The organism is Novosphingobium sp. (assembly GCF_036733805.1).
In the GTDB taxonomy this organism is placed as follows: Bacteria; Pseudomonadota; Alphaproteobacteria; order Sphingomonadales; family Sphingomonadaceae; genus Novosphingobium.
Genome location: NZ_DAIMZT010000024.1, coordinates 1 through 23,930 on the forward strand (window position 1 = coordinate 1; position 23,930 = coordinate 23,930).

Here is a 23,930-nt window from a genome sequence, read left to right on the forward strand (position 1 = left end):
GGCCGCGGGCATAACGGTCCCGATCCTGCCGGGCATCATGCCGGTGACCAGTTTCGCGGCGATCCGCCGCATGTCGGGCAATACCGAGATCCCAGCCTGGCTGGAGACCTTGTTCGAAGGGCTGGACGAGCGGCCTGGCCCGCGCGCATTGGTCGCCGCAGTCGCCGCCGCCGACTTGTGCAAGCGCCTCTACGACGGTGGCGTGCGCGACTTCCATTTCTATACTCTCAACAAGGCCGAGCAGACTTACGCGATCTGTCAATTGCTGGGCCTGCGTCCCAAGGAGAATGCTGCATGAGCCCGCGCGAAACCTTCCTCGCCGAAGCCGCCAAGCGCATCCTCATCACGGATGGCGCTTTCGGCACCGAGATCCAGAACTGGAAGCTCGCCGAGGCCGACTATGCCGGCAATCTGGGGCTCAGCCACGAGCAAAAGGGCAACAACGATATCCTTGCCCTTACCAAGCCCGAAGTGCCCGAAGCCATTCACCGTGCTTATTTCGAGGCTGGAGCGGATATTGCGGAGACCAACACGTTCAGCGCCAACCGCATCAGCCAGGCCGATTACGGCGCGGAGCATCTGGTGCGCGAGATCAATGTGGAATCGGCCAGGCTTGCCCGCCGCATCGCCGATGAGTTCCAGGCGAAGGACGGCCGCCCCCGCTTCGTTGCCGGGGCAATCGGCCCGACCAACAAGACGCTCTCGCTCAGTCCCGACGTTAACGATCCCGGCTATCGCGAGATCGACTGGGACACGCTGGTCGACGTGTACAAAGAACAGGCCGCCGCGCTGGTCGAAGGCGGGGCGGACTTCATTTTGATCGAGACGGTGTTCGATACGCTCAACGCCAAGGCAGGAGTCATGGCCGTCAAGCAGCTCGAGAGTGAACTGGGCGGCGAGGTGCCGATCATGCTCTCGATGACGCTGACCGATCTTTCCGGCCGTAATCTCTCCGGCCACACCGTGGAGGCGTTCTGGCACGCGGTCCGGCATGCCAGGCCGATCACCATCGGCCTCAACTGCTCATTCGGCGCCACGCAACTTCGTCCTCATGTGAAAACGCTGTCCGAGATCGCCGACACGCTCATCATGATCTATCCCAACGCCGGCCTGCCTAACGAGCTTGGCGCTTATGACGAAATGCCTGACACCACGGCCGGGTTCGTCAAGGAATGGGCCGTCGCGGGCCAGGTGAACGTGCTGGGCGGCTGCTGCGGTTCCACCCCGGCGCATATCGCCGCGATGGCCAAGGCGGTGACCGGGCTTCCCCCGCGCAAGGTGCCGGCGCTGGAGCCGGTGACGCGGCTGGCGGGGCTGGAGCCCTTCACGATGGCATGAGGCCCAACCTGCTCTTAGCCCCGTTCGTGTCGAGCGAAGTCGAGACACGTCAACGCGGCGCCCCGATCAACGTGTCTCGACTTCGCTCGACACGAACGGAGTTTTCCAAGTGAATACCCAGCCCTCCTCTCGCTCCAGTGGCTCAATGTTCGTCAACATCGGCGAGCGCACGAATGTCACCGGCTCGGCCGCCTTCAAGAAACTCATCATGGCGGGCGATTATGCCCGCGCCGTCGAAGTCGCGCGCCAGCAGGTGGAGAACGGCGCACAGGTGATCGACGTCAACATGGACGAGGGCCTGCTTGACGCGATCGAGGCCATGACCACGTTCCTCAAGCTGATCGCCGCCGAGCCGGACATCGCGCGCGTGCCTGTGATGATCGACAGCTCGAAGTGGAACGTGATCGAGGCCGGACTGAAATGCGTCCCCGGCAAGCCGATCGTCAATTCGATCAGCATGAAGGAAGGCGAAGAACCGTTCCTGGAGCAGGCGCGCAAGTGCATGGCCTATGGCGCGGCCGTGGTGGTCATGGCCTTCGACGAGACGGGCCAGGCGGACACCAAGGAGCGCAAGGTCGAGATCTGCGCTCGCGCTTACAAGCTGCTGACCGGCATCGGCTTTCCGCCCGAAGACATCATCTTCGACCCCAATGTCTTCGCGGTCGCCACCGGCATCGAGGAGCATGACCGCTACGGGCTCGATTTCATCGAGGCGGTGAAGGAAATCCGGGCGGCCTGCCCGCATGTGCATTTCTCCGGCGGGCTGTCCAACCTCTCGTTCTCGTTCCGCGGCAACGAGACGGTGCGCCGGGCCATGCACTCGGTGTTCCTCTATTACGCAATTCCAGCCGGGCTCGACATGGCGATCGTCAACGCCGGGCAGCTCGATGTTTACGACCAGATCGATCCGGCGCTGCGCGATGCCTGCGAGGATGTGATCCTGATGCGCCGGCCGGATGCGACCGAGCGCCTGATCGCCCTTGCCGAAAGCTACAAGGGTAAAGACAAGGCGGAAGAAAAGGCCGCCGAGGAATGGCGCGGCTGGGAAGTCAAGAAACGGATCGAACACGCGCTGGTGAAGGGCCTCGACGCGTGGATCGTAGAGGATACCGAGGAAATGCGCGCGGCGACTGCCGAGGCCGGTGGTCGCCCGATCGAGGTGATCGAAGGCCCGCTGATGGACGGTATGAACGTCGTCGGCGATCTGTTCGGCAGCGGCAAGATGTTCCTGCCCCAGGTGGTCAAGTCCGCACGAGTCATGAAGAAGGCCGTCGCGCACCTCATCCCCTTCATCGAGGCGCAGAAGGAGGAAGGGGCGAAGGCCAAGGGCCGCATCATCATGGCCACCGTCAAGGGCGATGTGCACGATATCGGCAAGAACATCGTCGGCGTCGTGCTGCAGTGCAACGGATACGAGGTGATCGACCTGGGCGTCATGGTGCCCTGGACGAAGATCCTGGAAGCCGCGAACGAGAACCAGGCGGATATCATCGGTCTCTCGGGCCTTATCACGCCCTCGCTGGATGAGATGGTGACCGTGGCCGAGGAGATGCAGCGGGCGGAGATGAACATCCCGCTGTTGATCGGCGGCGCAACGACGTCCAAGGTCCATACCGCGCTGCGCATCGACCCGGCCTATAAAGGGCCCGTGGTCCACGTGCTTGACGCCAGCCGCGCGGTCGGCGTCGCTTCGCAGCTTCTCTCGGACACGCAGGCCGAAGGCTTCAAGCAGTCGGTCGCGGTGGATTACGAAAAGGTGCGCGTCGCCCGCGAGGGCAAGGGCCAGTCCGAACTCCTGTCCCTCGCTGATGCCCGCGCAAATGCCTTCCCGGCCGATTTCGCGCAGAAGGCCCCAGCCCCGGTGCAGCCGGGCCTCCATGTGTTCGAGGACTGGGGCCTCAAGGACCTGATTGAGACGTTCGACTGGACGCCCTTTTTCCGCGCCTGGGAACTGGCCGGCACATATCCGGCGATCCTCGATGACGAGGTGGTGGGCGAAAGCGCCCGCAATCTCTTTGCCGATGCCAAGGCGATGCTGGAGAAGATCGTCTCCGAGAAATGGCTTACCGCCAGAGCCGTCTGCGCGTTCTGGCCCGTCCGACGGGATGGGGACGATGTCGTGCTGGAAGAAGGAATCCGCCTTCCCTTCCTGCGCCAGCAGTTCAAGAAATCCCGTGGTCGCGCCAACTTCTGTCTGGCCGACTTCATCGATACTCAGGCCGATTGGCTCGGCGGTTTCGCGGTGGGCATCCATGGCATCGAACCCCACCTGGAACGCTTCAAGGCAGCGCACGACGATTATTCGGACATCCTTCTGAAAGCGCTTGCCGACCGCTTCGCCGAAGCCCTTGCCGAGCGCCTGCACCAACATGTGCGCACGACCTTGTGGGGCTATGCGCCCGGTGAGCAACTGACTAACGAGGCGCTGATTCGCGAAGAATATCGCGGCATCCGCCCGGCGCCCGGCTATCCGGCCTGTCCTGACCATTCGCTCAAGCCGATCCTGTTCGATCTGCTCAAGGCGCAGGACAACGCCGGGATCATTCTCACCGAAAGCCAGGCGATGTTGCCGACCGCCGCTGTCTCAGGCTTCTACTTCGCGCACCCGGAAAGCCAGTATTTCGGCGTCGCGCGCATCGGCCGCGACCAGCTGGAAGACTATGCGGCGCGGCGCGGGGTGGACCTGAAGACCGCCGAGCGCTGGCTACGACCAAACCTCGATTGACCACGCGTTTTTCGGGGCCGGGACTTTCCCCCGGCCCCCGGCCTCTGCCATAACGCGCCGGTGAACGAAGACGACTGGCCTTTCGAAACAACTTTTTACGGCGAGGATGAGCGATTTGACGAGGCGGCGCCCGCCTTTCACTTCGCTCCGGCCGAACCGCCCTCGCCCGATCAAATCGGCGCGGCCCTGCATGACACCTTCGGCTTTTCCGGCTTCCGCGGTGTGCAGCGCCAAGTGGTTGACCGGGTGCTGCACGGGCAATCGACGCTGGCGGTCATGCCGACGGGCGCAGGCAAGTCCCTGACGTACCAGCTTCCCGCCGTGCTGCTGTCTGGAACTTGCGTGGTCGTCTCGCCCCTGATTGCGCTGATGCACGACCAGTTGCGCTCTGCCACCGCCAACGGCATCCGTGCGGCCACGCTCACCAGCGCCGATAGCGATCGGAGCGCCACGATCGAACGGTTCCGCGCCGGTGCGCTCGATCTGCTCTATATCGCGCCCGAACGCGCCAGCCAGCCTTATTTCCGCGAATTGCTGAGCCAGGCGCGGATTGCCCTGTTCGCTATCGATGAAGCGCATTGCGTCTCGGAATGGGGGCACGATTTCCGGCCGGATTACCGTCTGCTGCGCCCCCTGCTTGACGCCTTCCCGCAAGTGCCGCGCCTGGCGCTGACCGCCACGGCCGACCATCACACCCGCGCTGACATCCTGACCCAGCTGGGCATTGCCGCTGACGGGCTGATCGTGGCGGGGTTCGACCGGCCGAACATCCGCTACGCTATTCGCCCGCGCGAGAACGCGTTGCGCCAGATCAAGGCGGTGATCGAGGAGAACCCCGGCCCCGGCATCGTCTATGCTCCCACGCGCACCAAAGTGGAGCAACTGGCGCAAAGTCTGGGCCAAGCCACAGGCCGTCGCGTATTGCCTTATCACGCCGGTCTCGACCCCGAAGTGCGCGCACGCAATCAGGCGGCCTTTGTCGCGAGCGAGGACATGGTGATGGTGGCGACCGTTGCCTTCGGCATGGGCATCGACAAGCCTGACGTGCGCTTCGTCGCTCACGCCGGCATTCCCAAATCGATCGAAGCCTATTACCAGGAGACGGGCCGCGCCGGGCGCGACGGTGATCCCGCCGTGGCGGTGATGCTGTGGGGCGCGGACGATTTCGCGCGCGCTCGCCAGCGCCTCTCGGAGATCGAGCCGCAGCGCCAGCAAAGCGAGCGTCAGCGATTGGACGCATTGGCGGCCTTGGTTGAGACGGCGCAATGTCGCCGCGCTGTGCTGCTGCGCCACTTCGGCGAGGAGCCGCCTCAGACCTGCGGCAATTGCGACAATTGCCTTGAGCCGGTGGGGGTGATGGACGTTACTCAACTGGCTCAGAAGCTACTGTCAGCTGTCTATCGCACCGGACAAAGCTATGGCCTCGGCCACGTCGAGAAGGTCCTTTCAGGCATTGCCGACGACCGCGTACTGCAGCGCGGGCACGACCGGCTTTCAGTCTTTGGCATCCTCGCCGATGACGAAAAGCCGGTGCTCAAGGCCGTTGCGCGCGCGCTCCAGGCTCGCGGCAGCCTCACGCCGACGGAGCATGGCGGCCTTGCGCTCGGCGGCGATGCCCGCGCGATCCTGAAAAGCGAGGCAAGCGTAATGATCGTCGTGCCGCCCAAAAGAGAAAGGAAACGCCGCTCTGCCCGCGACGACAGCGCCAATCCTGTCAACGATCCGCTGTTCGACGCGCTGCGCGATTTGCGACGGGAACTGGCGCAGGAAGCCGGGGTGCCGCCTTACGTGATCTTTCACGATTCGACCTTGCGCGAAATGGCCGCAGAGCACCCCGCGACGCTGGCCGACCTAGGCAGGATCGGCGGCGTCGGCACCCGCAAGCTCGACGCTTACGGGGATGCCTTCCTGAACGTAATCCGGCGTTTTTAGAGCGGATTGTCGAGCTTGATGATCGCCTCGTTGCTGGTGCGCTGCGTCGTTTTGAGCTGGCGCGGCTGAGCGAAGCTGTCCAGCACCGGCTTGTCGCGCCCGTAGAGGTCAGCAAAAGGCTTGAGCTGGCCGTCGATCGAACGGGCATACGTGAAATAAGTGATATAGACCGGGAAAGTCCGCGTCATGTCCACCTTGGTGTAAGTGCCTGAGCGGGAGATCTCGGCTGCTTGATCGGTCGGCATCTTGGCGCCGAGAATCGCCATCGTCATGCCCAGTTCCACCGCGCGTTCCGTGCGGATGCAGCCGTGGCTGAACGCCCGCACATCGGCCTCGAAATATTGCTTGGACGGCGTGTCGTGCAGATAGATCGCATGCGGATTTGGCATGTCGATCTTCATGCGGCCCAACGCGTTGTTGTCACCGGGTTGCTGGACCACGGTGATGGTGCCATCCGCCGCCTTGGTGGCCTTGTAGCCGTTGGCCCTTGCCCAGCCGGGATTGGACAGCGCCTTGACGCCCAGACCCTCGCCCTTGACGATCGACTGCGGCACCGTCCAGGTGGGATTGAAGACCACCGCGGTGACCGTTTCTGCCAGCTGCGGCGTCGCGGTGCGGCCGGGCTTGCCCACCACTGTCCGGTAAGTACGGATGATCCTGTTCTTGACCACCAGTCGAAGCTGAAACTCGGGTACGTTGGTCATCAGGTAGATGTCGCCCAGATCGCGGGCGAGCCAGCGCCAACGGTCCATGTTCGCCTGGATCAGCGCGCGCTTCGCCTTGTTGGCCATTGGCGTGGCGTTAAGCTCGGCTTTGAGCGCGGCATAGTCCGGATTGGTCGGCGCGAGCTTGTCGACAACGCCGGCGATATCGTGGTCTGACAGCGCCTGCGCCATGATCTGGGCGGTCGGCATCGCGTCCTGATCGGGATCGACGGCAAACCACTGCTCCCTCGCGGTCATCGGCGTGCGTCCGTCCCGCAAGTCTTCGATAAGCCAGGCGAAGACCTTGCTCGCCAACGCGTCGAGGTCGTTGCCCTCGCCCTTGGCGATGGCGGCCCGGAGCCCGGCGGGTTGATAGTCCGCCGGGACCAGACCCTCCTTGCCGATATATTCGATGGTCGAAAGCAGCGCTTTTGCGTCGGCAATGGTCCAGGACATCACCGGCTCGGGAATCACCATCGGCGGGAGGGCCAGCGGCGCGGGACTCCCTTGCGCATTCGCGGCGGCGGGCGGAGTTGTGCTTGCATCGCTGGGCTGAGCCGGGCTCGCCGAAGCGGTCGGCTGCGCTTTGGGCAGGATGTCTTCAGGCAGACTCGCCTTCGGCTTTTGCGCCAGGACCGGCTGCGCCGTCAGCGTGAGCGCCACCAAAACCGATACGACACCGGCACCAAACCGCCTGGAATTTGCCATTTCCTGTAAAACCTGCCCGACTTGTTGCTGAAGAAAGATTGTTCCACCACACGGACTGCCCCGTGGGCGGCCCGATTTGCCCTTTCGGCGCGCCATCTTCAAGGATTTGTCCTGTCGCTGCGATGAATTGCTTGCACGCAACATCGCTCCGGGCGAGACGCGCTGTCATGCGCGCGCCCTCCTTCCACCTTTCGCGGAGCTACTTGCCCGCGCTTTCCGTGGTTGCCGGGATCGGCACGTTCAGTGCAATGGACGCCGCGATCAAAAGTGCATCGATCGCAACCGGGGTGTTGACCGCGCTGCTCCTGCGCAATGTTTTCGGGACGCTGCTGGTGATCCCGTTATGGCTGGCGATCGGCCGCCCCCTACCGGGCCGCAAGGTGCTACGGGTCCACGCCCAGCGCTCGACGATCGCCGCGGCGATGGCGGCGCTGTTCTTCTACGGCATTGTACGTATCCCCTTGGCCGAGGGCATCGCCATTTCATTCGTAGCCCCCATCATGGCGCTGTATTTCGCCGCGATCATGCTGGGCGAAAAGATCCGGCGTCAGGCCATCGCCGGGGCGGTTCTTGGCCTTATCGGCGTGCTGGCGATCGCCGCGGGGCGCACGGGCGCAGGGACCTATTCTGAAGAGGCGATCAAAGGTACGGGCGCGATCTTATGTTCGGCCGTGCTTTATGCCGTCAATCTCGTGCTCCAACGCAAGCAGGCCCTGCTGGCTGGACCAATCGAGATCGCTTTGTTCCAGAACGGCATGGTCGCCGGGATCTTTCTTGTTTTCTCCCCCTGGTTCCTCACGTGGCCGGACACTTCGAGCCTATGGATGATCCTGGCCGGAGCGGTCATGGCCACGTCCGCCATGCTGTTCCTGTCCTGGGGCTATGCCCGCGCCGAGGCGCAGGAACTGGTGCCGATCGAATATACGGCTTTCCTGTGGGCGGCGCTGTTCGGCTGGCTGATGTTCAGTGAAAGAGTGGGAGCCGCAACATTGGCCGGCGCGGCATTCATCATGTTCGGTTGCTGGATCGCCGTGCAGAAGCGCCGCACGCAGACCGTCATATAACCCATCCACCCCTTGACCTAGCGCGCCTTAGCGCGCATCGGCGGCCCGACGAATCCGCTTGTCGCACTGCAGCACGATCAGCCCTCGCCGCTGGATCGCCGCGCCAGCCAGGCAAGCTCCATAAGAAGGGGAATTGCCCACCATGACACAGGTCGGACAGGACACGCTCGGCACACGCAGCACCATGACGGTCGGCGGCAAGCAGATCGCTTACTATTCTCTCAAGAAAGCCTCGGAGAAGATCGGCGACATCAGCCGCCTGCCCTTCTCGATGAAGGTCCTGCTGGAGAACCTGCTGCGCTTCGAGGACGGCGGCTTCACCGTTTCCACCGATCACATCAAAGCGATCGCCAATTGGCAGAAGAACCCCACCACTGGTGAGGAAATCCAATACCGTCCGGCCCGGGTGCTGCTGCAAGACTTTACCGGCGTGCCCTGCGTGGTGGACCTTGCCGCGATGCGCGACGCGATCGCCAAGCTGGGCGGCGACACCAGCAAGATCAACCCGCTGGTTCCCGTGAACCTGGTGATCGACCACTCGGTCATGGTCGACGAGTTCGGTCATCCCAAGGCTTTCGAACAGAACGTCGAGATCGAATATCAACGCAATCTTGAGCGTTACGACTTCCTCAAGTGGGGCTCCAAGTCGCTCGCCAATTTCTACGCCGTCCCGCCGGGCACCGGCATCTGCCATCAGGTGAACCTGGAGAATATCGCCCGCTCGGTCTGGACCAGCGCGGACCAGAACGGCGAAACCGTCGCCTATTTCGATACTTGCGTGGGCACGGACAGCCACACCACCATGGTCAACGGCCTGGGCGTGCTGGGCTGGGGCGTCGGCGGTATCGAGGCCGAGGCAGCGATGCTGGGCCAGCCCGTCTCGATGCTGATCCCCGAAGTCGTCGGTTTCAAATTCACTGGAGAGCTGAAGGAAGGCGTCACCGCGACGGACCTCGTGCTCACCTGCACCTCTATGCTGCGCAAGCATGGCGTGGTCGGCCGCTTCGTCGAATACTTCGGCCCCGGCCTCGCCTCGCTGACGCTGGCCGATCGCGCCACGCTCGCCAACATGGCGCCGGAATACGGCGCGACCTGCGGCTTCTTCGGCATTGACGACAAGACGCTCGATTATTTGCGCCTCACCGGCCGCGAGGAAGACCAGATCGCCCTCGTCGAAGCTTATGCCAAGGAGCAGGGCTTCTGGATGGAGCCGGGCGCACCCGAGCCGGTCTTCTCCTCCACGCTGGAGCTTGACCTCTCTACGGTCGTGCCCTCACTCGCCGGGCCGAAGCGTCCGCAGGACTGGGTCGCCCTGCCCGAGGTCGACGATGTGTTCAACATCGACATGACTCAGACCTACAAGAAGACCCCCGCTCGCGTCCCGGTGGAAGGCAAGGATTTCGACATCGGCGATGGCGACGTGATGATCGCCGCGATCACCAGCTGCACGAACACCAGCAACCCCGGCGTGCTGGTCGCGGCCGGCCTCGTCGCCAAGAAAGCGGATGAGCTGGGCCTGAAGCCCAAGCCCTGGGTAAAGACCAGCCTGGCCCCCGGCTCGCAGGTCGTCACCGATTATCTGAACAAGGCCGGCCTCCAGCCGCACCTGGACAACATCGGCTTCAACCTCGTCGGCTACGGCTGCACCACCTGCATCGGCAACTCCGGCCCGCTGGCCGACCCGATCAGCAAGGCGATCAATGAGAACGGCCTGGTCGCCGCCGCCGTGATCTCGGGCAACCGCAACTTCGAAGGTCGCGTCAGCCCCGACGTGCGCGCCAACTTCCTGGCCAGCCCGCCGCTGGTCGTCGCCTACGCGCTCAAGGGCACCGTTGTCGAAGACTTCACCACCACCCCCATCGGCGTCGCGACGAAGGGGGACAAAGTCGGACAGGACATCTTCCTGAAGGACATCTGGCCCACCAACCATGAAGTCGCCGCCACCATGGCCAGCTGCGTGGACCGCGCCATGTTCCAGGCCCGCTACGCCGATGTCTACAAGGGCGACAAGCACTGGCAGGCGATCGACGTGGTCGGTTCGGAAACCTATCAGTGGCGCGCCGGTTCGACTTACGTTGCCAACCCGCCCTATTTCGACGGGTTGGAAATGACGCCGGCCGCCGTTTCCGACATTGTCGAAGCCAAGCCGCTGCTGATCCTGGGCGATTCGATCACTACCGACCACATCAGCCCGGCCGGCTCGATCAAGGCAGACAGCCCGGCCGGCAAATGGCTGATGCAGCACCAGGTCGCCAAGGCGGACTTCAACTCCTACGGCGCTCGCCGTGGCCACCACGAAGTGATGATGCGCGGCACTTTCGCCAACATCCGCATCCGTAACGAGATGGTCCCCGGCGTCGAAGGCGGCATGAGCCGCTATGGCGAAGAAGTCCTGCCGGTCTACGATGTGGCGATGAAGCACAAGGCCAACGGCACGCCGATGGTCGTCGTCGCCGGCAAGGAATACGGCACCGGCTCCAGCCGCGACTGGGCGGCCAAGGGCACCAACCTTCTGGGCGTGCGCGCCGTGATCGTGGAAAGCTTTGAGCGTATCCACCGTTCCAACCTGGTTGGCATGGGTGTGCTGCCGCTGCAGTTCAAGGAAGGCGATACCCGCACGTCGCTTGGCCTCGACGGCGACTGCAGCTTCACCATCAAGGGCGTTGCCGATCTCAAGCCGCGCCAGGACGTGGACGTGGAAGTGACCAAGGCCGATGGCTCGAAGTTCACCTTCACGGCTCTCTGCCGCATCGATACCGCCAACGAAGTCGAATACTTCATGAACGGCGGCATCCTGCAATACGTGCTGCGCAAACTGGCTGCCTGACCGGGCTGAACTGTGGTTGAAAAGACCCCGCCTTGTTCCTGCAGGGCGGGGTCTTTCATTTCCGGGCAGGCGCCCCTGCACAGAAACCGCGGCGCATTCACCGCGACCAATAACCTGCGCAATTCGCCAGACATTATGGAAACGGCCCTTTAACTATCGATATGCCATTGACCTGTTATGGTCGCCCATTTCTCCGCATTCCGATCTTCGCTGGAGAAGGGCTATGACGATGCGATCATCGCCTGCGTCGGTTATTTTCCGCTGGCGGTCGCAACCATCCATTTCACCAGCAATGGCCGCAATCACGCGGCCATGTGGCCTGCCGATGCGCTGATCCTTGCGCTGTTGCTGCTTAACGCCAGGATCAATTGGCCCGTGATCCTGACTGCCGGGTGGGCGGCCAATCTCCTCGCTAATACCGTAACCCGCGAATGGACGCCGGGCCTGATCGTCTATGGCGGCATCAACATGGCGCAAACCGGCGTGGCCGCCTGGTTGCTCTGTCGTTCCGGCCGGCGCGAAAACCTGCTGGCGGATCTCCCGACGGTTCTGCGTTTTGTCCTTTACGCCGGTGTCGTAGCCCCGGTGTTCGGAGCGGTGGCGGGTTCTATAGCCAGCACTTACAATTATGGGGAGCCGTTCTGGCCCTCGGTCGTGCGCTGGTACATCAGCAACGCGCTCGGGCTGCTGATTCTCACGCCATTTCTGATGGCGGTCTTCGACGGGGATTATATCCGCCAGTTCAAGGAGATCGCCACCCTCAGCCGGATGGAAATGATCGGCCTGCAGGCGCTGCATCTGATCGTGACCGTCGGCGTGTTCGCTCAGAGCATCCTGCCGCTGTCGTTCCTTCCCGTTTCCACCACTCTGATCCTCTCCTTCAGGCAGGGCAGGCTTGGGACGGCATTGGGCGCCGCGGTGCTGGCAGCGGTCGGCGTGGTGGCGACGTTGATGGGGCATGGGCCGATCGCGATGCTCCGCTCTGACCCCGCGGCTCAGGAAATCCTCTTCCAGTTCTATCTTGCGACTGTCCTGGCGACGACTCTTCCCGTGGCGGCAACCGTCTCTTCGAGAGCGGAAGCGCTTGCGAATCTCGCCGAGCGGGAGGCCGCCTTGCGGCTGATGATGGCGCATTCGCCCGATGGCATTCTGAGTTTCGACATTACCGGAGACTGCCGATGGGCCGATGGGCCGCTCGGCGCTTATCTGGGTATCGAGCCGCGCGCCATGGTGGGGCGGTCGCTTGACGACATGGCGCTTCATGTGCCGGCCCTTGCCGAAAAGATGCTCGCCTGCAGCGCCAGTGGCGACGATCACCCGGTCTCATTCGAATTTACCCCCCTGCTTCGACCGCAACTGACGCTGGAAGCGTCGATCGGCGCCTTGCTGCGATCAGGAGTGCGGGTGGGAACCGTCGTTACCCTGCGCGATGTCAGCAGGCGCAAGGCCAAGGAGGTGGCGATACTCTCCAAGGCGCAGACTGATGATCTCACCGGCCTCGTCAATCGCTCCGGCTTTCGCAAGCACCAGCGCGCGTTTCTGGCGGACCGGTCCAGGCCGACGACGCTGGCTCTGGTCGACGTCGACAATTTCAAATCGATCAATGACCGCTATGGTCATGCCATCGGGGACGCCGTGCTTTCCGAAATCGCCAAGCGGCTGAAGATCGCCACCCGGGCTGAGGATGTGGTCTGCCGGCTGGGCGGAGACGAGTTCGCGCTGTTGCTGCGTTGCGATGTCGATACCGCACAGAAAATCTGCGAGCGTATGGTCGCTTCCATTCGCGAGACGCCGGTATTCAATGACGGGAACCTGTCGATCCTCTCATCGGTAAGCTGCGGAATAGCAGAGTATGGTCCTGACATGTCGCGGGAGCAGGTGTTCGATGTAGCCGATGCGGCCCTTTATGAAGTGAAGCGCTCCGGCCGGAACAACGTCCGCGTCGCGGCATAGCGCCGAAATGCGCCGGCACGCCTGCACCGTGCTCGTCATCGCGCTTTCGCCACTGCAATTTCCACAGGCATCGTTTTGCCCGAATCCCACCGCCCCGCTATCAGCGGCGCCGACCGATTCACTACGATCCTGACCGGAGCATTTGACCCATGGCCGAAACCACCGACGATCGCCTGCGCCTTCTCATCGAGCGCGTGGAGCGCCTCGAGGAAGAGAAGAAGGGCATCTCGGACGATATCCGCGACGTCTACAACGAGGCCAAAGCCGTCGGCTATGATGCCAAAATCATGCGCCAGATCGTCCGCCTCCGGAAAATGAAGCCGGACGACCGCCGCGAGATGGACATGATTCTCGACACGTACAAAGCGGCGCTCGGCATCGAATGAGCATGTGGAGAGGGCGTTGCCCTCTCCCCTCCCCGTGTTGTAAGGGCGCCCATCGTTTCGAAAGACCCAACAAGCACGGGCGGACAATGGCAGGCCATTCCAAATTCAAGAACATCATGCATCGCAAGGGCGCGCAGGACAAAAAGCGCTCGGCAATGTTTTCCAAGCTCTCGCGCGAAATCACGGTCGCGGCCAAGATGGGCATGCCCGATCCGGACATGAACCCGCGCCTGCGCGCCGCGGTCAACGCCGCAAAGGCGCAGTCGATGCCCAAGGACAACATCCAGCGGGCTATTGACAAGGCCAGCAAGGGCGATGGCGAGAATTACGAGGAAGTGCGTTACGAGGGCTATGGCCCCGGCGGCGTTGCGCTGATCGTCGAAGCGTTGACGGACAACCGCAATCGAACCGCCACCAACGTGCGCACCGCTTTCGCCAAGAACGGTGGTAACCTGGGCGCCGGCGGCGCCGTGAGCCACGGCTTTGAACGGCTGGGTCTGATCGAATATCCAGGCGCCGCGGGTAACGAGGACAAGATTCTCGAGGCTGCGATCGAGGCCGGCGCCGACGATGTCGAAAGCGATGACGAGAGCCACTCGGTCTGGACATCCGTTGAAAATCTTCACGAAGTGGCCCGCGAACTGGAAAAAGTGCTCGGCGAGGCGGAGGGCGTGAAGCTGGCGTGGAAACCCAACCTCAAGGTCGATGTCGACGAAGATACCGCCAGAACCCTGCTTAAGCTGGTCGACACGCTTGACGATGATGATGACGTTCAGACCGTCTGGGGCAATTACGAGATCTCTGACGAGGTCATGGAAAAGCTGGGCTAACGATGCTGGCGCTGGTCGTCCGTGCGCTTCTGTCGGGGGCGATGATCGTGGCGATCGCGGAGATCGGCAAGCGCCTGCCCGCCCTTGCGGCTCTCGTCGCCTCGCTGCCGCTCGTCTCGGTGCTTGGCATGATCCTGTTGTGGCATGCCCGCCCTGATGCCGAGAACATGGCCGTCCACGCGGAAGCGACATTCTGGTACGTTCTGCCTTCGCTGCCGATGTTCCTGATGATGCCAATGCTGCTGCGCCACGGCTTGCCGTTCTGGCTGGCGCTGGCGGCAGGCTGCGCGCTGACGGTCGCCCTTTACCTGGTTATGGTCCATTTCGGCCCGCGCCTTGGTCTGAAAGTCTGAGGCGTGATTATCATTGGCCTGGACCCCGGCCTGACTTGCACCGGCTGGGGCGTGGTCGCCAAGAGCGGCAGCCGCCTCAGCCACGTCGCCAATGGCCAGATCCGCACTGACGCCAAGGCCGGCATGGCTGAGCGGCTGGTCGAACTGGACGCGGCGCTCACTGATGTAATCCTCCATCACCGACCCGATGCCGGCGCGGTGGAAGAAGTTTTCGTCAACGTGAACCCGCAATCGACTCTCAAGCTCGGCCAGGCGCGCGGCGTCGCCATGCTTGCACTGGCACGGGCCGGCATGCCGGTGGCGGAATACCCGACCAAGGTCATCAAGAAAGCCCTCGTGGGCACGGGCGGGGCAGAAAAGACACAGGTGCAGGCGATGCTCAAGGTCCTGCTTCCAGGCGTAACACTGGCGGGCGAGGATGCGTCGGACGCGCTGGCGGTGGCCATCACGCATGCCAACATGCTGGGCAGCCACCGCTAGAACTGTGGAGTGCGCAAATCGGGTCTGGCGCTACGAATCCGTTCCTGCCATAGGAACAAACCATGATCGCCAAGCTCACCGGCATTCTTGACGACACCGGCCCGGACTGGGCCATCATCGACGTGAACGGCGTGGGCTACCTCGTCCATTGCTCGGCCCGCACTCTGGACCGGCTGGGCATCGGCGGCGACCGGGTGGTCGTCCACACCGAGATGCAGGTTAGTGAAACTGACCAGCGCCTCATCGGTTTCGCCAGCGCGGCCGAGCGTGACTGGTTCCGGTTATTGACCGCCGTGCAGGGGGTGGGCTCCAAAGTCGCGCTGGCGATCCTCTCCGCATTGACGACGGAGGAACTGCAACGCGCCTGCGCCGGCGGAGATAGCGCCATGGTGGCGCGGGCCAACGGCGTGGGACCGAAGCTGGCCAGCCGGATCGTCAACGAGTTGAGAGACAAGGCGGGCGGTTTGCCTAGCGTGGCGGGCGCCCCGACCATTGCCGCATCCGCCGGCTCCGCCAGCGCCGATGCTGTCTCCGCACTGCAGAACCTGGGCTTCAAGCCCGCCGTGGCGAGCGTCGCCGTGGCGCATGCGGTCGGGGAGCTTGGCGAAGGCGCTGAGCTGAACGATCTGGTCCGCGTGGCGTTGAAGAGAGCGGCGGGGTGATGCGCCTCTCGCTTCCCTTCAAGGCCCGTCATGCTGAACTTGTTTCGAGATCCATTTCGCCTCATGCCCGCCGTCATGACCGATAACCCGCATCTCACCCCTCTCCGCCAGCCTGAGGACGCTGACGCCGCCCTGCGCCCCAAGACATTGACCGAGTTCGTCGGACAGGCCGGAGCCAAGGATAACTTGCGCGTGTTCATCGAGAGCGCCCGGTCGCGGCGGGAAGCGATGGATCATGTTCTCTTCTTCGGGCCACCGGGGCTGGGCAAGACCACGCTCGCGCAGATCGTTGCACGCGAATTAGGCGTGGGTTTTCGCGCCACCTCCGGTCCGGTGATCGCCAAGGCGGGGGACCTCGCCGCGCTGCTGACCAATCTCGAGCACGGCGACGTACTGTTCATCGACGAGATTCATCGCCTTAATCCCGTGGTCGAAGAAGTGCTCTATCCGGCGATGGAGGACCGCGCGCTCGATCTCATCATCGGCGAAGGGCCTTCGGCGCGCTCAGTGCGGATCGACCTGCCGCCCTTCACTCTGATCGGCGCCACCACCCGCCAGGGGCTGCTGCAGACGCCGCTGCGCGATCGCTTCGGCATTCCGGTGCGGCTGCAATTCTACACCGTGACTGAGTTGGAACATGTGGTGACGCGCGGCGCAGGGCTGCTGGGCATCGGCATCGACAAGGGTGGGGCGACTGAGATCGCGCGTCGTTCGCGCGGTACGCCGCGCGTTGCGGGGCGGCTGATGCGACGCGTGCGCGACTTCGCGCATGTCGGCGGCAGCGGCGTTATCTCTCGGCAGATCGCGGATGACGCACTGACTCGCCTGGAAGTGGACACCCTGGGCTTGGACGCGCAGGATCGTCGTTACCTGCGAATGATTGCGGAGATCTACAAAGGCGGCCCGGTAGGCGTCGAAACCCTCGCCGCCGGCCTTTCCGAGCCGCGCGATACTATCGAGGAAGTGATTGAACCCTACCTGATCCAGCTTGGCTTCGTCGCGCGCACCGCACGGGGACGCTGCCTTAACGACCTGGCCTGGAAACATTTGGGAATGACCCCGCCCGCCGTCTTTCCAGGGGGATCGCAAGCCAATTTGTTCGATTCGGAGGAGCCTGACGATCAGGTCTGAAAAATCGTCAGAAAGTGTCGACGCCGTTTACAAACGTACACAGAGCCAGTGCCGTTTCGGGACACATCGCCGATCCGGCCCATCAATTCATGGAATTTCCCGCTTCAGGACGGTCGAATCCCGGTTAACACGGTTGTTCCGCTAACCGGACTCTGCGTTGTTTCCGTCAGATGGGAGCGGACGGCCTTGTTTTTCCCGGGCCACGATTTCCCTGGCGGAAAGTAACACAGAGAGCATCGCTTATGTCGGTTCGGATGGCCCTGGCGAAATTGTCCGCTTGCGCGGCAGGCTGCGCAATCATCGGCGGCGGCGCTGTCCATGTGGCGGAAACACAGTCACCGGCAACGGAATACCGCAAGCTCAAGATGGCCAAGACGGCGCGGCCGGCAAAGCCTGTCAGGCGCATCGTGCGCAAAGAACAGCCGCGCACGGTGAAGCGCCTGCGCCGGATCATCAAGCGCACCTGCTGCGAGCAGCCGCAGATGGCGATGGTTCCGCTACCCCCGGCCTATATCCCGCCGGCCCCTTACCAGGGCGGCGGCGGCGGCGCACCGGTCATCGTCGGCGGCGGCCCGATCGGCGGTTTCGGCGGCGGCTTCTTCGGAGGTTTCTTTGGTGGCGGCGGATCGAGCGGCGGAAATGTCGTCATAAGCTCCACCAGCACCGGCGGCTCGACGTCGAGTTCTTCCGGCGGGCTGACGTCGACGACCACCGGCGGTTCGACCTCCACGTCGACAGGGGGACTGACCTCAACCACGAGTTCGACGACGGGTGGCATCACCTCCACGTCCAGCTCGAGCACCGGCGGCATTACTTCCACCACCACAACCGGCGGCGTCACCTCCACGACTTCGACCAGCTCAGGCAACGTTTCGACCAGCACCAGCTCGTCTTCTTCGTCTTCGAGCAGTTCGTCCTCCTCAAGCTCTTCCAGCTCCTCGGGCGGGAGCGGCTCGAGTTCGAGCGGTTCCTCCAGCAGCGGCTCGTCGTCAAGCTCCTCCTCCGGCTCGTCAAGCTCGGGCGGAAGCACCTCCTCATCGACCAGCACGTCGTCCTCAAGCTCCTCGTCCACGTCCTCGTCATCGGGGGGGGCGACCTCGACCAGCACCGGCGGCACCGACGTGCCGGCCCCGCCGATGCTGATCCTGTTCGGCGCGGCAGCAGCGGCCGTGGTCGGTCGCCGCCGCTTCGGGACTCGCACGGAAGCCTGAGACGGGCCGTTTCCCGCGAAGCCGGGGATCACGGGTGCCCGTCGGAAATGTGCCTTCAACGCATTCCCAAATCGCCTGTCAGTGCCCGCCGCCGTTCTTTCTCAAGCTTTCTTCCATGCGAGCCATCTGCTCGGGCGTAGCCTCGGTCTGATATTTCTCTTTCCACTCTTCGAACGGCATACCGTGAATCACTTCGCGGGCGGACGCCTTGTCGCCGTCGAAGCCGGCCTCGCGAATCCAATCGGCCAGGCAATTGCGGCAGAACCCGGCAAGGCCCATCAGATCGACGTTCTGCGCATCATGGCGTTTGCGCAAATGGCGCACAAGCCTGCGGAACGCCGCCGCGGCCACGGCATCGTCCAACATATCGATCCGGTCACTTTCATTCATAATCTTTGCCAATCGTCCTTGGTTTGTAAGCTTTGCTTTGCCATATGACGCCCGGTTTCCGAAAGAGGCGCGTTCAACTTGGCCAGCACTCCCTTCCGTCGCTCTCCCCATCATCGTGGCATCAAGCGCGAACGCAAGGTGAAGATCCTTGCAACGCTCGGCCCCGCCAGCCGCGATCAGGACACTATCGCCAAGCTGCTCAAAGCCGGCGCCGATGCGTTTCGCGTCAACATGAGCCACGGCGATCATGAGGTCCACCGCGAGACCATCGCCAATATTCGGGCGGTGGAAAAGGATCTGGGCCGGCCAGTGGCTGTTTTATGCGATCTGCAGGGACCGAAACTGCGCGTTGGCACGTTCGCCGAAGGCAGGGCTTTCTTGCGCCACGGCGCTCATTTCACGCTTGACCGCGATCCCACGCCCGGTGACGAAAACCGGGTCTGCCTGCCTCATCCGGAGCTTTTCGGCATCCTGCAGAAGGGGCAACGACTGCTGATCGATGACGGCAAGCTGCGCCTGGCGGTGATAAAGGCCGAGCCGGACAGGATTCTTTGCACTGCCGAGGTTGGCGGCACGATTTCCGATCGCAAGGGGGTGAACGTGCCTGATGTGATCGTTCCGGTGCCGGCGCTGACGGACAAGGATCGTCGCGATCTGGCCTTCGCGATTGAAGAAGGCGCCGACTGGATTGGCCTTTCCTTTGTGCAGCGCCCCGAGGATGTGGCGGAGGCACGACGCCTCATGGGCGGCTATGGCGCGCTCATGGCCAAGATCGAAAAGCCCGCGGCGGTCGAAAGCCTGAACGAGATCATCGAGCTTTCCGACGGCATCATGGTCGCGCGCGGGGACCTGGGTGTCGAACTGCTACCCGAAGACGTGCCGCCGATCCAGAAGCACATCATCGAAAAGACGCGCGCGCACGGCAAGCCGGTCGTGGTCGCAACGCAGATGCTGGAATCAATGATTACCAGCCCCTCCCCCACGCGCGCGGAAGTTTCCGACGTCGCGAACGCGGTCTATGACGGGGCCGATGCGGTCATGCTCTCGGCGGAGACAGCAGCGGGCCAATGGCCGGTGGAAGCGGTGACCATCATGGACCGTATCGCCACCAAAGTCGAAGGCGATCCCAGTTACCGCCAACGCATCCACCTTGCCGAAACGCCGCCTGACGCCACGACCGCCGACGCGCTTTCAGCATCCTGCGCGACGATTGCGGACACTTTGCCGATCGAGGGCATCATCGTCTTCACCGGCTCCGGCATCACCGCGCGGCGAGTGGCCCGCGAGCGTCCCTCGGCGCCGATGCTGGTGCTCACGCCGTCGCAGAAAACCGCGCGGCGCATGGCTCTTCTATGGGGCGCGCACGCGGTTTCCACCAAGGACATCGGCAGCTTTGAGGAAATGATCGCCAAGGGCAAGCGCATGGCCCTGCGCCACGGCTTCGGCGCGGCGGGCTCACGGCTGATTGCGCTCGCGGGCGTCCCCTTCGGCGTGCCCGGATCCACCAACCTGCTGCATGTAGTGACGCTGACCGGCAACGAACTGGCCACGCCGAAGTAGGATCAGGCCCGCCGCCCGAACAGCGCCGATCCCACGCGAACGTGCGTTGCGCCAAGCATCATGGCGGTTTCGAAATCGTCGCTCATGCCCATGCTGAGCTGCGACAGACCGTTATCCGCGGCGATCTTCGCGAGCAAGGCGAAGAACGGCGCGGGCTCGATCCCCGCAGGCGGTACGCACATCAGGCCAATCACCGGCAACGCCATCGCCCGCGCCGAAGCGAGCAACGCCGGCACTTCCGCGATTGCGCAGCCGCCCTTCTGTTCCTCGTCGCCGATGTTGACTTGGAGGAAACACGGCACCCGGCGTCCAGCCTTGTCCATAGCCTTGGCTAGCGCCACCATCAGCGACGGTCTATCCAGGGAATGAATGCAGTCGAACAACCGCACCGCCTCCTCCGCCTTGTTCGACTGGAGTTGACCGACGAGATGCAGCTTCACATCGGAATGCGCCGCGATCAACGCAGGCCACTTGGCTTGCGCTTCCTGCACGCGGTTCTCCCCGAAAACCCGTTGCCCTTCTTCGATCAGCGGCAGAATGCGATCGGCGGAATGAGTCTTGGAAATAGCGATAAGCTCGATGGCGTCGGCCTTGCGGCCGGCGATCGCCGCTGCGCGGGCGATCCGGGCACGCACATTTTGAAGCGGGGTAAGGTCTGGTTGATCCATGGCGCGCTGCTATAGCGTTCCAGTGCCGAACCGCCAGCCGCCTCTTCCCGATATCTGGCTCGTCAGCGATCAGCGTAATGATACGATGCTGGAGCGCGTGCTTTCCCATCTGCCGCGAGGCAACGGGCTGATCTTTCGTCATTACCATCTGCCGCATGGCGAACGGCGTGCGCGTTTCGCGGCACTGGCCCGCCACGCCCGGCGATACGGCCACCGCGCAATTCTTTCCGGCTCCACCCAAGAAGCGCGACGATGGGGTGCCGATGGCGTTTACGGCGCGCCCGGTTCGCTTAAGAGAGGCGGCGCGATCTTGCGGATCGTCACCGTCCATTCCCTGCGCGAATTGAGCGCCGCTCATCGCGCTCGCGCTGACGCAGTTGTCATCTCACCGGTTTTTCCCACCCGAACACACCCCACTGCGCGGACGCTTGGCGCCGTCCGTTTCCGGCTGCTGGCTGCGCGTACGCGCGCGCCAGTGATCGCGCTGGGCGGCATGACCGCTAAGCTTGCGCGCCATATGGGCGGCGTCAAATGGGCTGCAATTCAAGGACTTGCAAAACCACCCACAGGCATGTTCCCGCTTCATTCTTGACGGCGAGTCCCCCCACGGCGCATTATTGGGAACCGAAATCAAGGGAATACCTATGGCTACCCGGCCCATGACATCCGGTCGACGAATCGCCAAGCCGGACTGGCGCGCGGTCCTGAAGCGATCGCTGCGACGCGCGGTCGAGCTTGCCGGCGCGGTGGCGCTATTCGCTGTCATGGTCTTTCTCGCCCTGTCGCTGGCCAGCTATCATCAGACCGATCCGTCAGCCTCGACGGCGGCGGGGGGAGAGGTGCGGAACTGGATGGGGCCCGCGGGCGCATGGATCGCGGAGCGCGCGCTCTTCCTGTTCGGGCCGGTTTCCGCGCTGTTCCTGCCCCTGCTCTACGTCTTCGCACGCAAGCTGTGGCTTCTGGTGGAAGAGGACGACGAGGAGGTCGAGCATTCGAAGCAGCGCTGGTGGCGTCCGGTGGGCGTGCTGTGTTTGGCCATGCTGCTGATCGCGACTGTTCTTTCGTTATGGTTCACCGCACCGGGCGGCACGCTGCCCGCATCCATGGGCGGCATCGCCGGGCTCCTGGGCGCCAGAGCGATCGGGGCGCTCGCCGCGCTGGTCTCAGAGGGCCTGCAAGGGTGGGTAAAGCTAGCGATATCGCTGGCCTGCCTGGGCGCTGGCGTCGCGTTGATCGGCCGGGTCTTCGCTTTCGACTGGGTGCGCCTGCTCTCCTTGCCGGGGCGCATCGGCTCGAGCTCCCGAGCATTGCCTGCTCCCGGCGAACTACCTGTTCGAGGCACCCCTCAGGAGCGCGCCGAAGCTTTGCCACTGGCCGAAACGAGCAACGTCCAGGCTGGGAAGCCGCGCAAGGCCCCCGAGATCGTCGATCCCAAGGCAAGCGCGACCCCCGCCAAGCTCGGCTCGGAAAGCCGCCAGAAGGACCTGTTCGACAAATACGAGCTGCCGAGCCTCGATCTGCTGGCCGATCCGCCAGCCAACTCGCAGCCCAAGGTCGACAAGCTCAGCCTGGAACGAAATGCTCGCCTGCTTGAAACCGTGCTCGACGATTTTAACGTGAAGGGCGAAATCACCGCGGTGCGCACCGGGCCGGTGGTCACCATGTACGAACTGGAGCCGGCCCCCGGCATCAAGGCCAGCCGCGTGATCGGGCTGGCCGACGATATCGCCCGTAACATGAGCGCGATCTCCGCCCGTGTCTCCTCGATCCCCGGCCGCACGGTGATGGGCATCGAACTGCCCAACGCCGACCGGCAGATGGTCTCGTTCAAGGAGATGATCGCCTCCGAAGCCTTCGCGCATCACAAGGGCATGCTGCCGATCATCCTGGGCAAGGATATCGCCGGCGAGCCGGTCGTGGCAGACCTTGCGACAATGCCTCACTTGCTGGTGGCGGGCACCACCGGCTCGGGCAAATCGGTCGGCCTCAATTGCATCTTGCTGTCGCTTCTATATCGTTTGACGCCCGCTCAATGCCGCCTGATCCTTGTCGATCCCAAAGTGCTTGAGCTTAAAAGCTATGACGATATTCCCCATCTGCTCTCGTCCGTGGTGACCGAGCCGCCCAAAGCGGTGCGCGCACTGAAATGGGCGGTGGAGGAGATGGAGCGCCGCTATCGCATGATGAGCGAGATCAGCGTGCGCAATCTCGCCAGCTTCAATGAAAAGGTCCGCACCGCCGCGGCCAAGGGCAAGCCGCTGGGCCGCCGCATCCAGATCGGCTTCGATCCCGATACCGGCGAGGAACTCTACGAGGACCGCCAGCTCGATTACGAGGTGCTGCCGCAGATCGTCCTCATCGTTGACGAGTTGGCCGACCTGATGGTCACCGTGGGCAAGGAAATCGAAGTGCTGATCCAGCGCCTTTCGCAGAAAAGTCGGGCGGCGGGCATTCACCTCATCATGGCGACTCAGCGCCCCTCGGTCGACGTCATCACCGGCGTCATCAAGGCCAACCTGCCGACCCGCATATCCTTCGCCGTCACCAGCCGCATCGACAGCCGCACGATTCTGGGCGAACAGGGCGCCGAGCAATTGCTGGGCAAGGGCGATATGCTGTTCAAGCCCAACACCGACCCGATCCGGCGCGTCCACGGCCCCTTCGTTTCCGACGAGGAAGTGGAGCGGGTGGCCGACTACTGGCGCTCCCAGGGCAAGCCAGACTATGTCGATGCCGTTACGGAGGAGCCCGAGGAAGGGAGCTTCGGCTTCGATGACCTGGACGCCACCGCCTCCGACGCGCCGGAAGAGCGCAAGTACCGCCAGGTCTGCCAATTAGTGTTTGAAAACCAGAAGGTCTCGGTCTCCTGGCTGCAACGCCAGATGGGCGTCGGATACAACACCGCCGCCAAATGGGTGGAGCGGATGGAGAACGACGGTTTCGTCGGCCCCGCTAACCACGTGGGCCGGCGCGACATCTATCGGGATGAAAACGGGAATCCGTTGTAG

General features: G+C 63.4%; 20 protein-coding genes. 16 read left to right on the forward strand and 4 right to left on the reverse strand.

Annotated features, from left to right (window positions below):
• The 4 genes from V7D69_RS07595 to recQ form a co-directional block, all read left to right on the forward strand.
• On the forward strand, positions 1–298 hold a 298-nt coding region (locus V7D69_RS07595), incomplete at its 5' end, for a methylenetetrahydrofolate reductase (RefSeq protein ID WP_333605479.1).
• The gene (locus V7D69_RS07600) at positions 295–1,338 is read left to right on the forward strand and encodes a homocysteine S-methyltransferase family protein (protein WP_324061425.1); all 1,044 of its coding nucleotides are present in this window, start codon (positions 295–297) and stop codon (positions 1,336–1,338) included. The genes V7D69_RS07595 and V7D69_RS07600, both read left to right, overlap by 4 nt.
• A 145-nt stretch (positions 1,339–1,483) precedes the next feature.
• Positions 1,484–4,063, forward strand: coding sequence for a methionine synthase (gene metH, locus V7D69_RS07605; protein ID WP_333605504.1), 2,580 nt, complete (start codon positions 1,484–1,486; stop codon positions 4,061–4,063).
• Positions 4,064–4,123: 60 nt separating this feature from the next.
• Entirely contained in the window at positions 4,124–5,995 is a 1,872-nt protein-coding gene (gene recQ, locus V7D69_RS07610; RefSeq protein ID WP_333605480.1) for a DNA helicase RecQ, read from the forward strand.
• On the opposite strand, the gene V7D69_RS07615 is transcribed toward recQ, so the two are convergent.
• Positions 5,992–7,407, reverse strand: a complete 1,416-nt coding sequence (locus V7D69_RS07615; RefSeq protein ID WP_324063923.1) for a L,D-transpeptidase family protein — start codon at positions 7,405–7,407, stop codon at positions 5,992–5,994. The genes recQ and V7D69_RS07615 overlap by 4 nt on opposite strands.
• 167 nt (positions 7,408–7,574) lie before the next feature.
• Between V7D69_RS07615 and V7D69_RS07620 the strand changes: the two genes are divergently transcribed.
• The 9 genes from V7D69_RS07620 (at position 7,575) to ruvB (ending at position 17,093) form a co-directional block, all read left to right on the forward strand.
• Positions 7,575–8,471: a DMT family transporter gene (locus V7D69_RS07620; RefSeq protein ID WP_324063924.1), complete on the forward strand. Its 897-nt coding sequence runs from the start codon at positions 7,575–7,577 to the stop codon at positions 8,469–8,471.
• A gap of 142 nt (positions 8,472–8,613) precedes the next feature.
• The gene (gene acnA / locus V7D69_RS07625; RefSeq protein ID WP_333605481.1) at positions 8,614–11,298 is read left to right on the forward strand and encodes an aconitate hydratase AcnA; all 2,685 of its coding nucleotides are present in this window, start codon (positions 8,614–8,616) and stop codon (positions 11,296–11,298) included.
• A 177-nt stretch (positions 11,299–11,475) separates the two neighbouring features.
• Positions 11,476–13,251 carry a diguanylate cyclase gene (locus V7D69_RS07630; protein WP_333605482.1) on the forward strand — a complete coding sequence of 592 codons (1,776 nt, stop codon included), beginning with the start codon at positions 11,476–11,478 and terminating at the stop codon, positions 13,249–13,251.
• A gap of 149 nt (positions 13,252–13,400) precedes the next feature.
• Positions 13,401–13,637, forward strand: coding sequence for a DUF2312 domain-containing protein (locus V7D69_RS07635; RefSeq protein WP_324063927.1), 237 nt, complete (start codon positions 13,401–13,403; stop codon positions 13,635–13,637).
• Between the two features lie 86 nt (positions 13,638–13,723).
• Entirely contained in the window at positions 13,724–14,467 is a 744-nt protein-coding gene (locus V7D69_RS07640) for a YebC/PmpR family DNA-binding transcriptional regulator (protein WP_333605483.1), read from the forward strand.
• Positions 14,468–14,469: 2 nt separating this feature from the next.
• Complete coding sequence (locus tag V7D69_RS07645; RefSeq protein ID WP_333605484.1) at positions 14,470–14,820, forward strand: DUF3147 family protein; 351 nt, start codon at positions 14,470–14,472, stop codon at positions 14,818–14,820.
• A 3-nt stretch (positions 14,821–14,823) separates the two neighbouring features.
• Positions 14,824–15,300 (forward strand): crossover junction endodeoxyribonuclease RuvC, encoded by a 477-nt coding sequence (gene ruvC, locus V7D69_RS07650; RefSeq protein WP_333605485.1) that lies wholly within the window; start codon positions 14,824–14,826, stop codon positions 15,298–15,300.
• 62 nt (positions 15,301–15,362) lie between these two features.
• Positions 15,363–15,962 carry a Holliday junction branch migration protein RuvA gene (gene ruvA / locus V7D69_RS07655; protein WP_324063859.1) on the forward strand — a complete coding sequence of 200 codons (600 nt, stop codon included), beginning with the start codon at positions 15,363–15,365 and terminating at the stop codon, positions 15,960–15,962.
• A gap of 75 nt (positions 15,963–16,037) precedes the next feature.
• A complete protein-coding gene (ruvB, locus tag V7D69_RS07660) occupies positions 16,038–17,093 on the forward strand; it encodes a Holliday junction branch migration DNA helicase RuvB (protein WP_324063870.1) in 1,056 nt (351 codons plus the stop codon).
• A 526-nt stretch (positions 17,094–17,619) separates the two neighbouring features.
• Here the strand turns inward: ruvB and V7D69_RS07665 are convergent.
• Together V7D69_RS07665 and V7D69_RS07670 are read right to left on the reverse strand one after the other, a co-directional pair.
• Positions 17,620–18,336 carry a hypothetical protein gene (locus tag V7D69_RS07665; RefSeq protein WP_333605486.1) on the reverse strand — a complete coding sequence of 239 codons (717 nt, stop codon included), beginning with the start codon at positions 18,334–18,336 and terminating at the stop codon, positions 17,620–17,622.
• Positions 18,337–18,382: 46 nt separating this feature from the next.
• Positions 18,383–18,694 (reverse strand): DUF1244 domain-containing protein, encoded by a 312-nt coding sequence (locus V7D69_RS07670; protein ID WP_333605487.1) that lies wholly within the window; start codon positions 18,692–18,694, stop codon positions 18,383–18,385.
• A gap of 78 nt (positions 18,695–18,772) precedes the next feature.
• Here V7D69_RS07670 and pyk point away from each other — a divergent pair, with 78 nt between their 5' ends.
• Positions 18,773–20,254, forward strand: a complete 1,482-nt coding sequence (gene pyk, locus V7D69_RS07675) for a pyruvate kinase (RefSeq protein WP_333605488.1) — start codon at positions 18,773–18,775, stop codon at positions 20,252–20,254.
• A 2-nt stretch (positions 20,255–20,256) separates the two neighbouring features.
• On the opposite strand, the gene V7D69_RS07680 is transcribed toward pyk, so the two are convergent.
• Complete coding sequence (locus V7D69_RS07680; RefSeq protein ID WP_324063863.1) at positions 20,257–20,922, reverse strand: YggS family pyridoxal phosphate-dependent enzyme; 666 nt, start codon at positions 20,920–20,922, stop codon at positions 20,257–20,259.
• Between V7D69_RS07680 and V7D69_RS07685 the strand changes: the two genes are divergently transcribed.
• Both V7D69_RS07685 and V7D69_RS07690 read left to right on the forward strand, forming a co-directional pair.
• Entirely contained in the window at positions 20,921–21,514 is a 594-nt protein-coding gene (locus tag V7D69_RS07685; RefSeq protein ID WP_324063864.1) for a thiamine phosphate synthase, read from the forward strand. The two genes, V7D69_RS07680 and V7D69_RS07685, sit on opposite strands and share 2 nt — an antisense overlap.
• A gap of 52 nt (positions 21,515–21,566) precedes the next feature.
• Positions 21,567–23,930 carry a DNA translocase FtsK gene (locus V7D69_RS07690; protein WP_333605489.1) on the forward strand — a complete coding sequence of 788 codons (2,364 nt, stop codon included), beginning with the start codon at positions 21,567–21,569 and terminating at the stop codon, positions 23,928–23,930.

What these genes read in the sequence shown, in the direction of transcription:
- V7D69_RS07680 (WP_324063863.1), bottom strand. Translation starts at nt 20,922, where the DNA reads ATGGATCAACCAGACCTTACCCCGCTTCAAAATGTGCGTGCCCGGATC.
- V7D69_RS07600 (WP_324061425.1), top strand. Translation starts at nt 295, where the DNA reads ATGAGCCCGCGCGAAACCTTCCTCGCCGAAGCCGCCAAGCGCATCCTC.
- V7D69_RS07640 (WP_333605483.1), top strand. Translation starts at nt 13,724, where the DNA reads ATGGCAGGCCATTCCAAATTCAAGAACATCATGCATCGCAAGGGCGCG.
- V7D69_RS07685 (WP_324063864.1), top strand. Translation starts at nt 20,921, where the DNA reads ATGGCGCGCTGCTATAGCGTTCCAGTGCCGAACCGCCAGCCGCCTCTT.
- V7D69_RS07670 (WP_333605487.1), bottom strand. Translation starts at nt 18,694, where the DNA reads ATGAATGAAAGTGACCGGATCGATATGTTGGACGATGCCGTGGCCGCG.
- V7D69_RS07630 (WP_333605482.1), top strand. Translation starts at nt 11,476, where the DNA reads ATGGTCGCCCATTTCTCCGCATTCCGATCTTCGCTGGAGAAGGGCTAT.
- V7D69_RS07620 (WP_324063924.1), top strand. Translation starts at nt 7,575, where the DNA reads ATGCGCGCGCCCTCCTTCCACCTTTCGCGGAGCTACTTGCCCGCGCTT.
- V7D69_RS07690 (WP_333605489.1), top strand. Translation starts at nt 21,567, where the DNA reads ATGGCTACCCGGCCCATGACATCCGGTCGACGAATCGCCAAGCCGGAC.
- V7D69_RS07635 (WP_324063927.1), top strand. Translation starts at nt 13,401, where the DNA reads ATGGCCGAAACCACCGACGATCGCCTGCGCCTTCTCATCGAGCGCGTG.
- ruvA (WP_324063859.1), top strand. Translation starts at nt 15,363, where the DNA reads ATGATCGCCAAGCTCACCGGCATTCTTGACGACACCGGCCCGGACTGG.
- V7D69_RS07615 (WP_324063923.1), bottom strand. Translation starts at nt 7,407, where the DNA reads ATGGCAAATTCCAGGCGGTTTGGTGCCGGTGTCGTATCGGTTTTGGTG.
- ruvB (WP_324063870.1), top strand. Translation starts at nt 16,038, where the DNA reads ATGACCGATAACCCGCATCTCACCCCTCTCCGCCAGCCTGAGGACGCT.
- V7D69_RS07645 (WP_333605484.1), top strand. Translation starts at nt 14,470, where the DNA reads ATGCTGGCGCTGGTCGTCCGTGCGCTTCTGTCGGGGGCGATGATCGTG.
- acnA (WP_333605481.1), top strand. Translation starts at nt 8,614, where the DNA reads ATGACACAGGTCGGACAGGACACGCTCGGCACACGCAGCACCATGACG.
- metH (WP_333605504.1), top strand. Translation starts at nt 1,484, where the DNA reads ATGTTCGTCAACATCGGCGAGCGCACGAATGTCACCGGCTCGGCCGCC.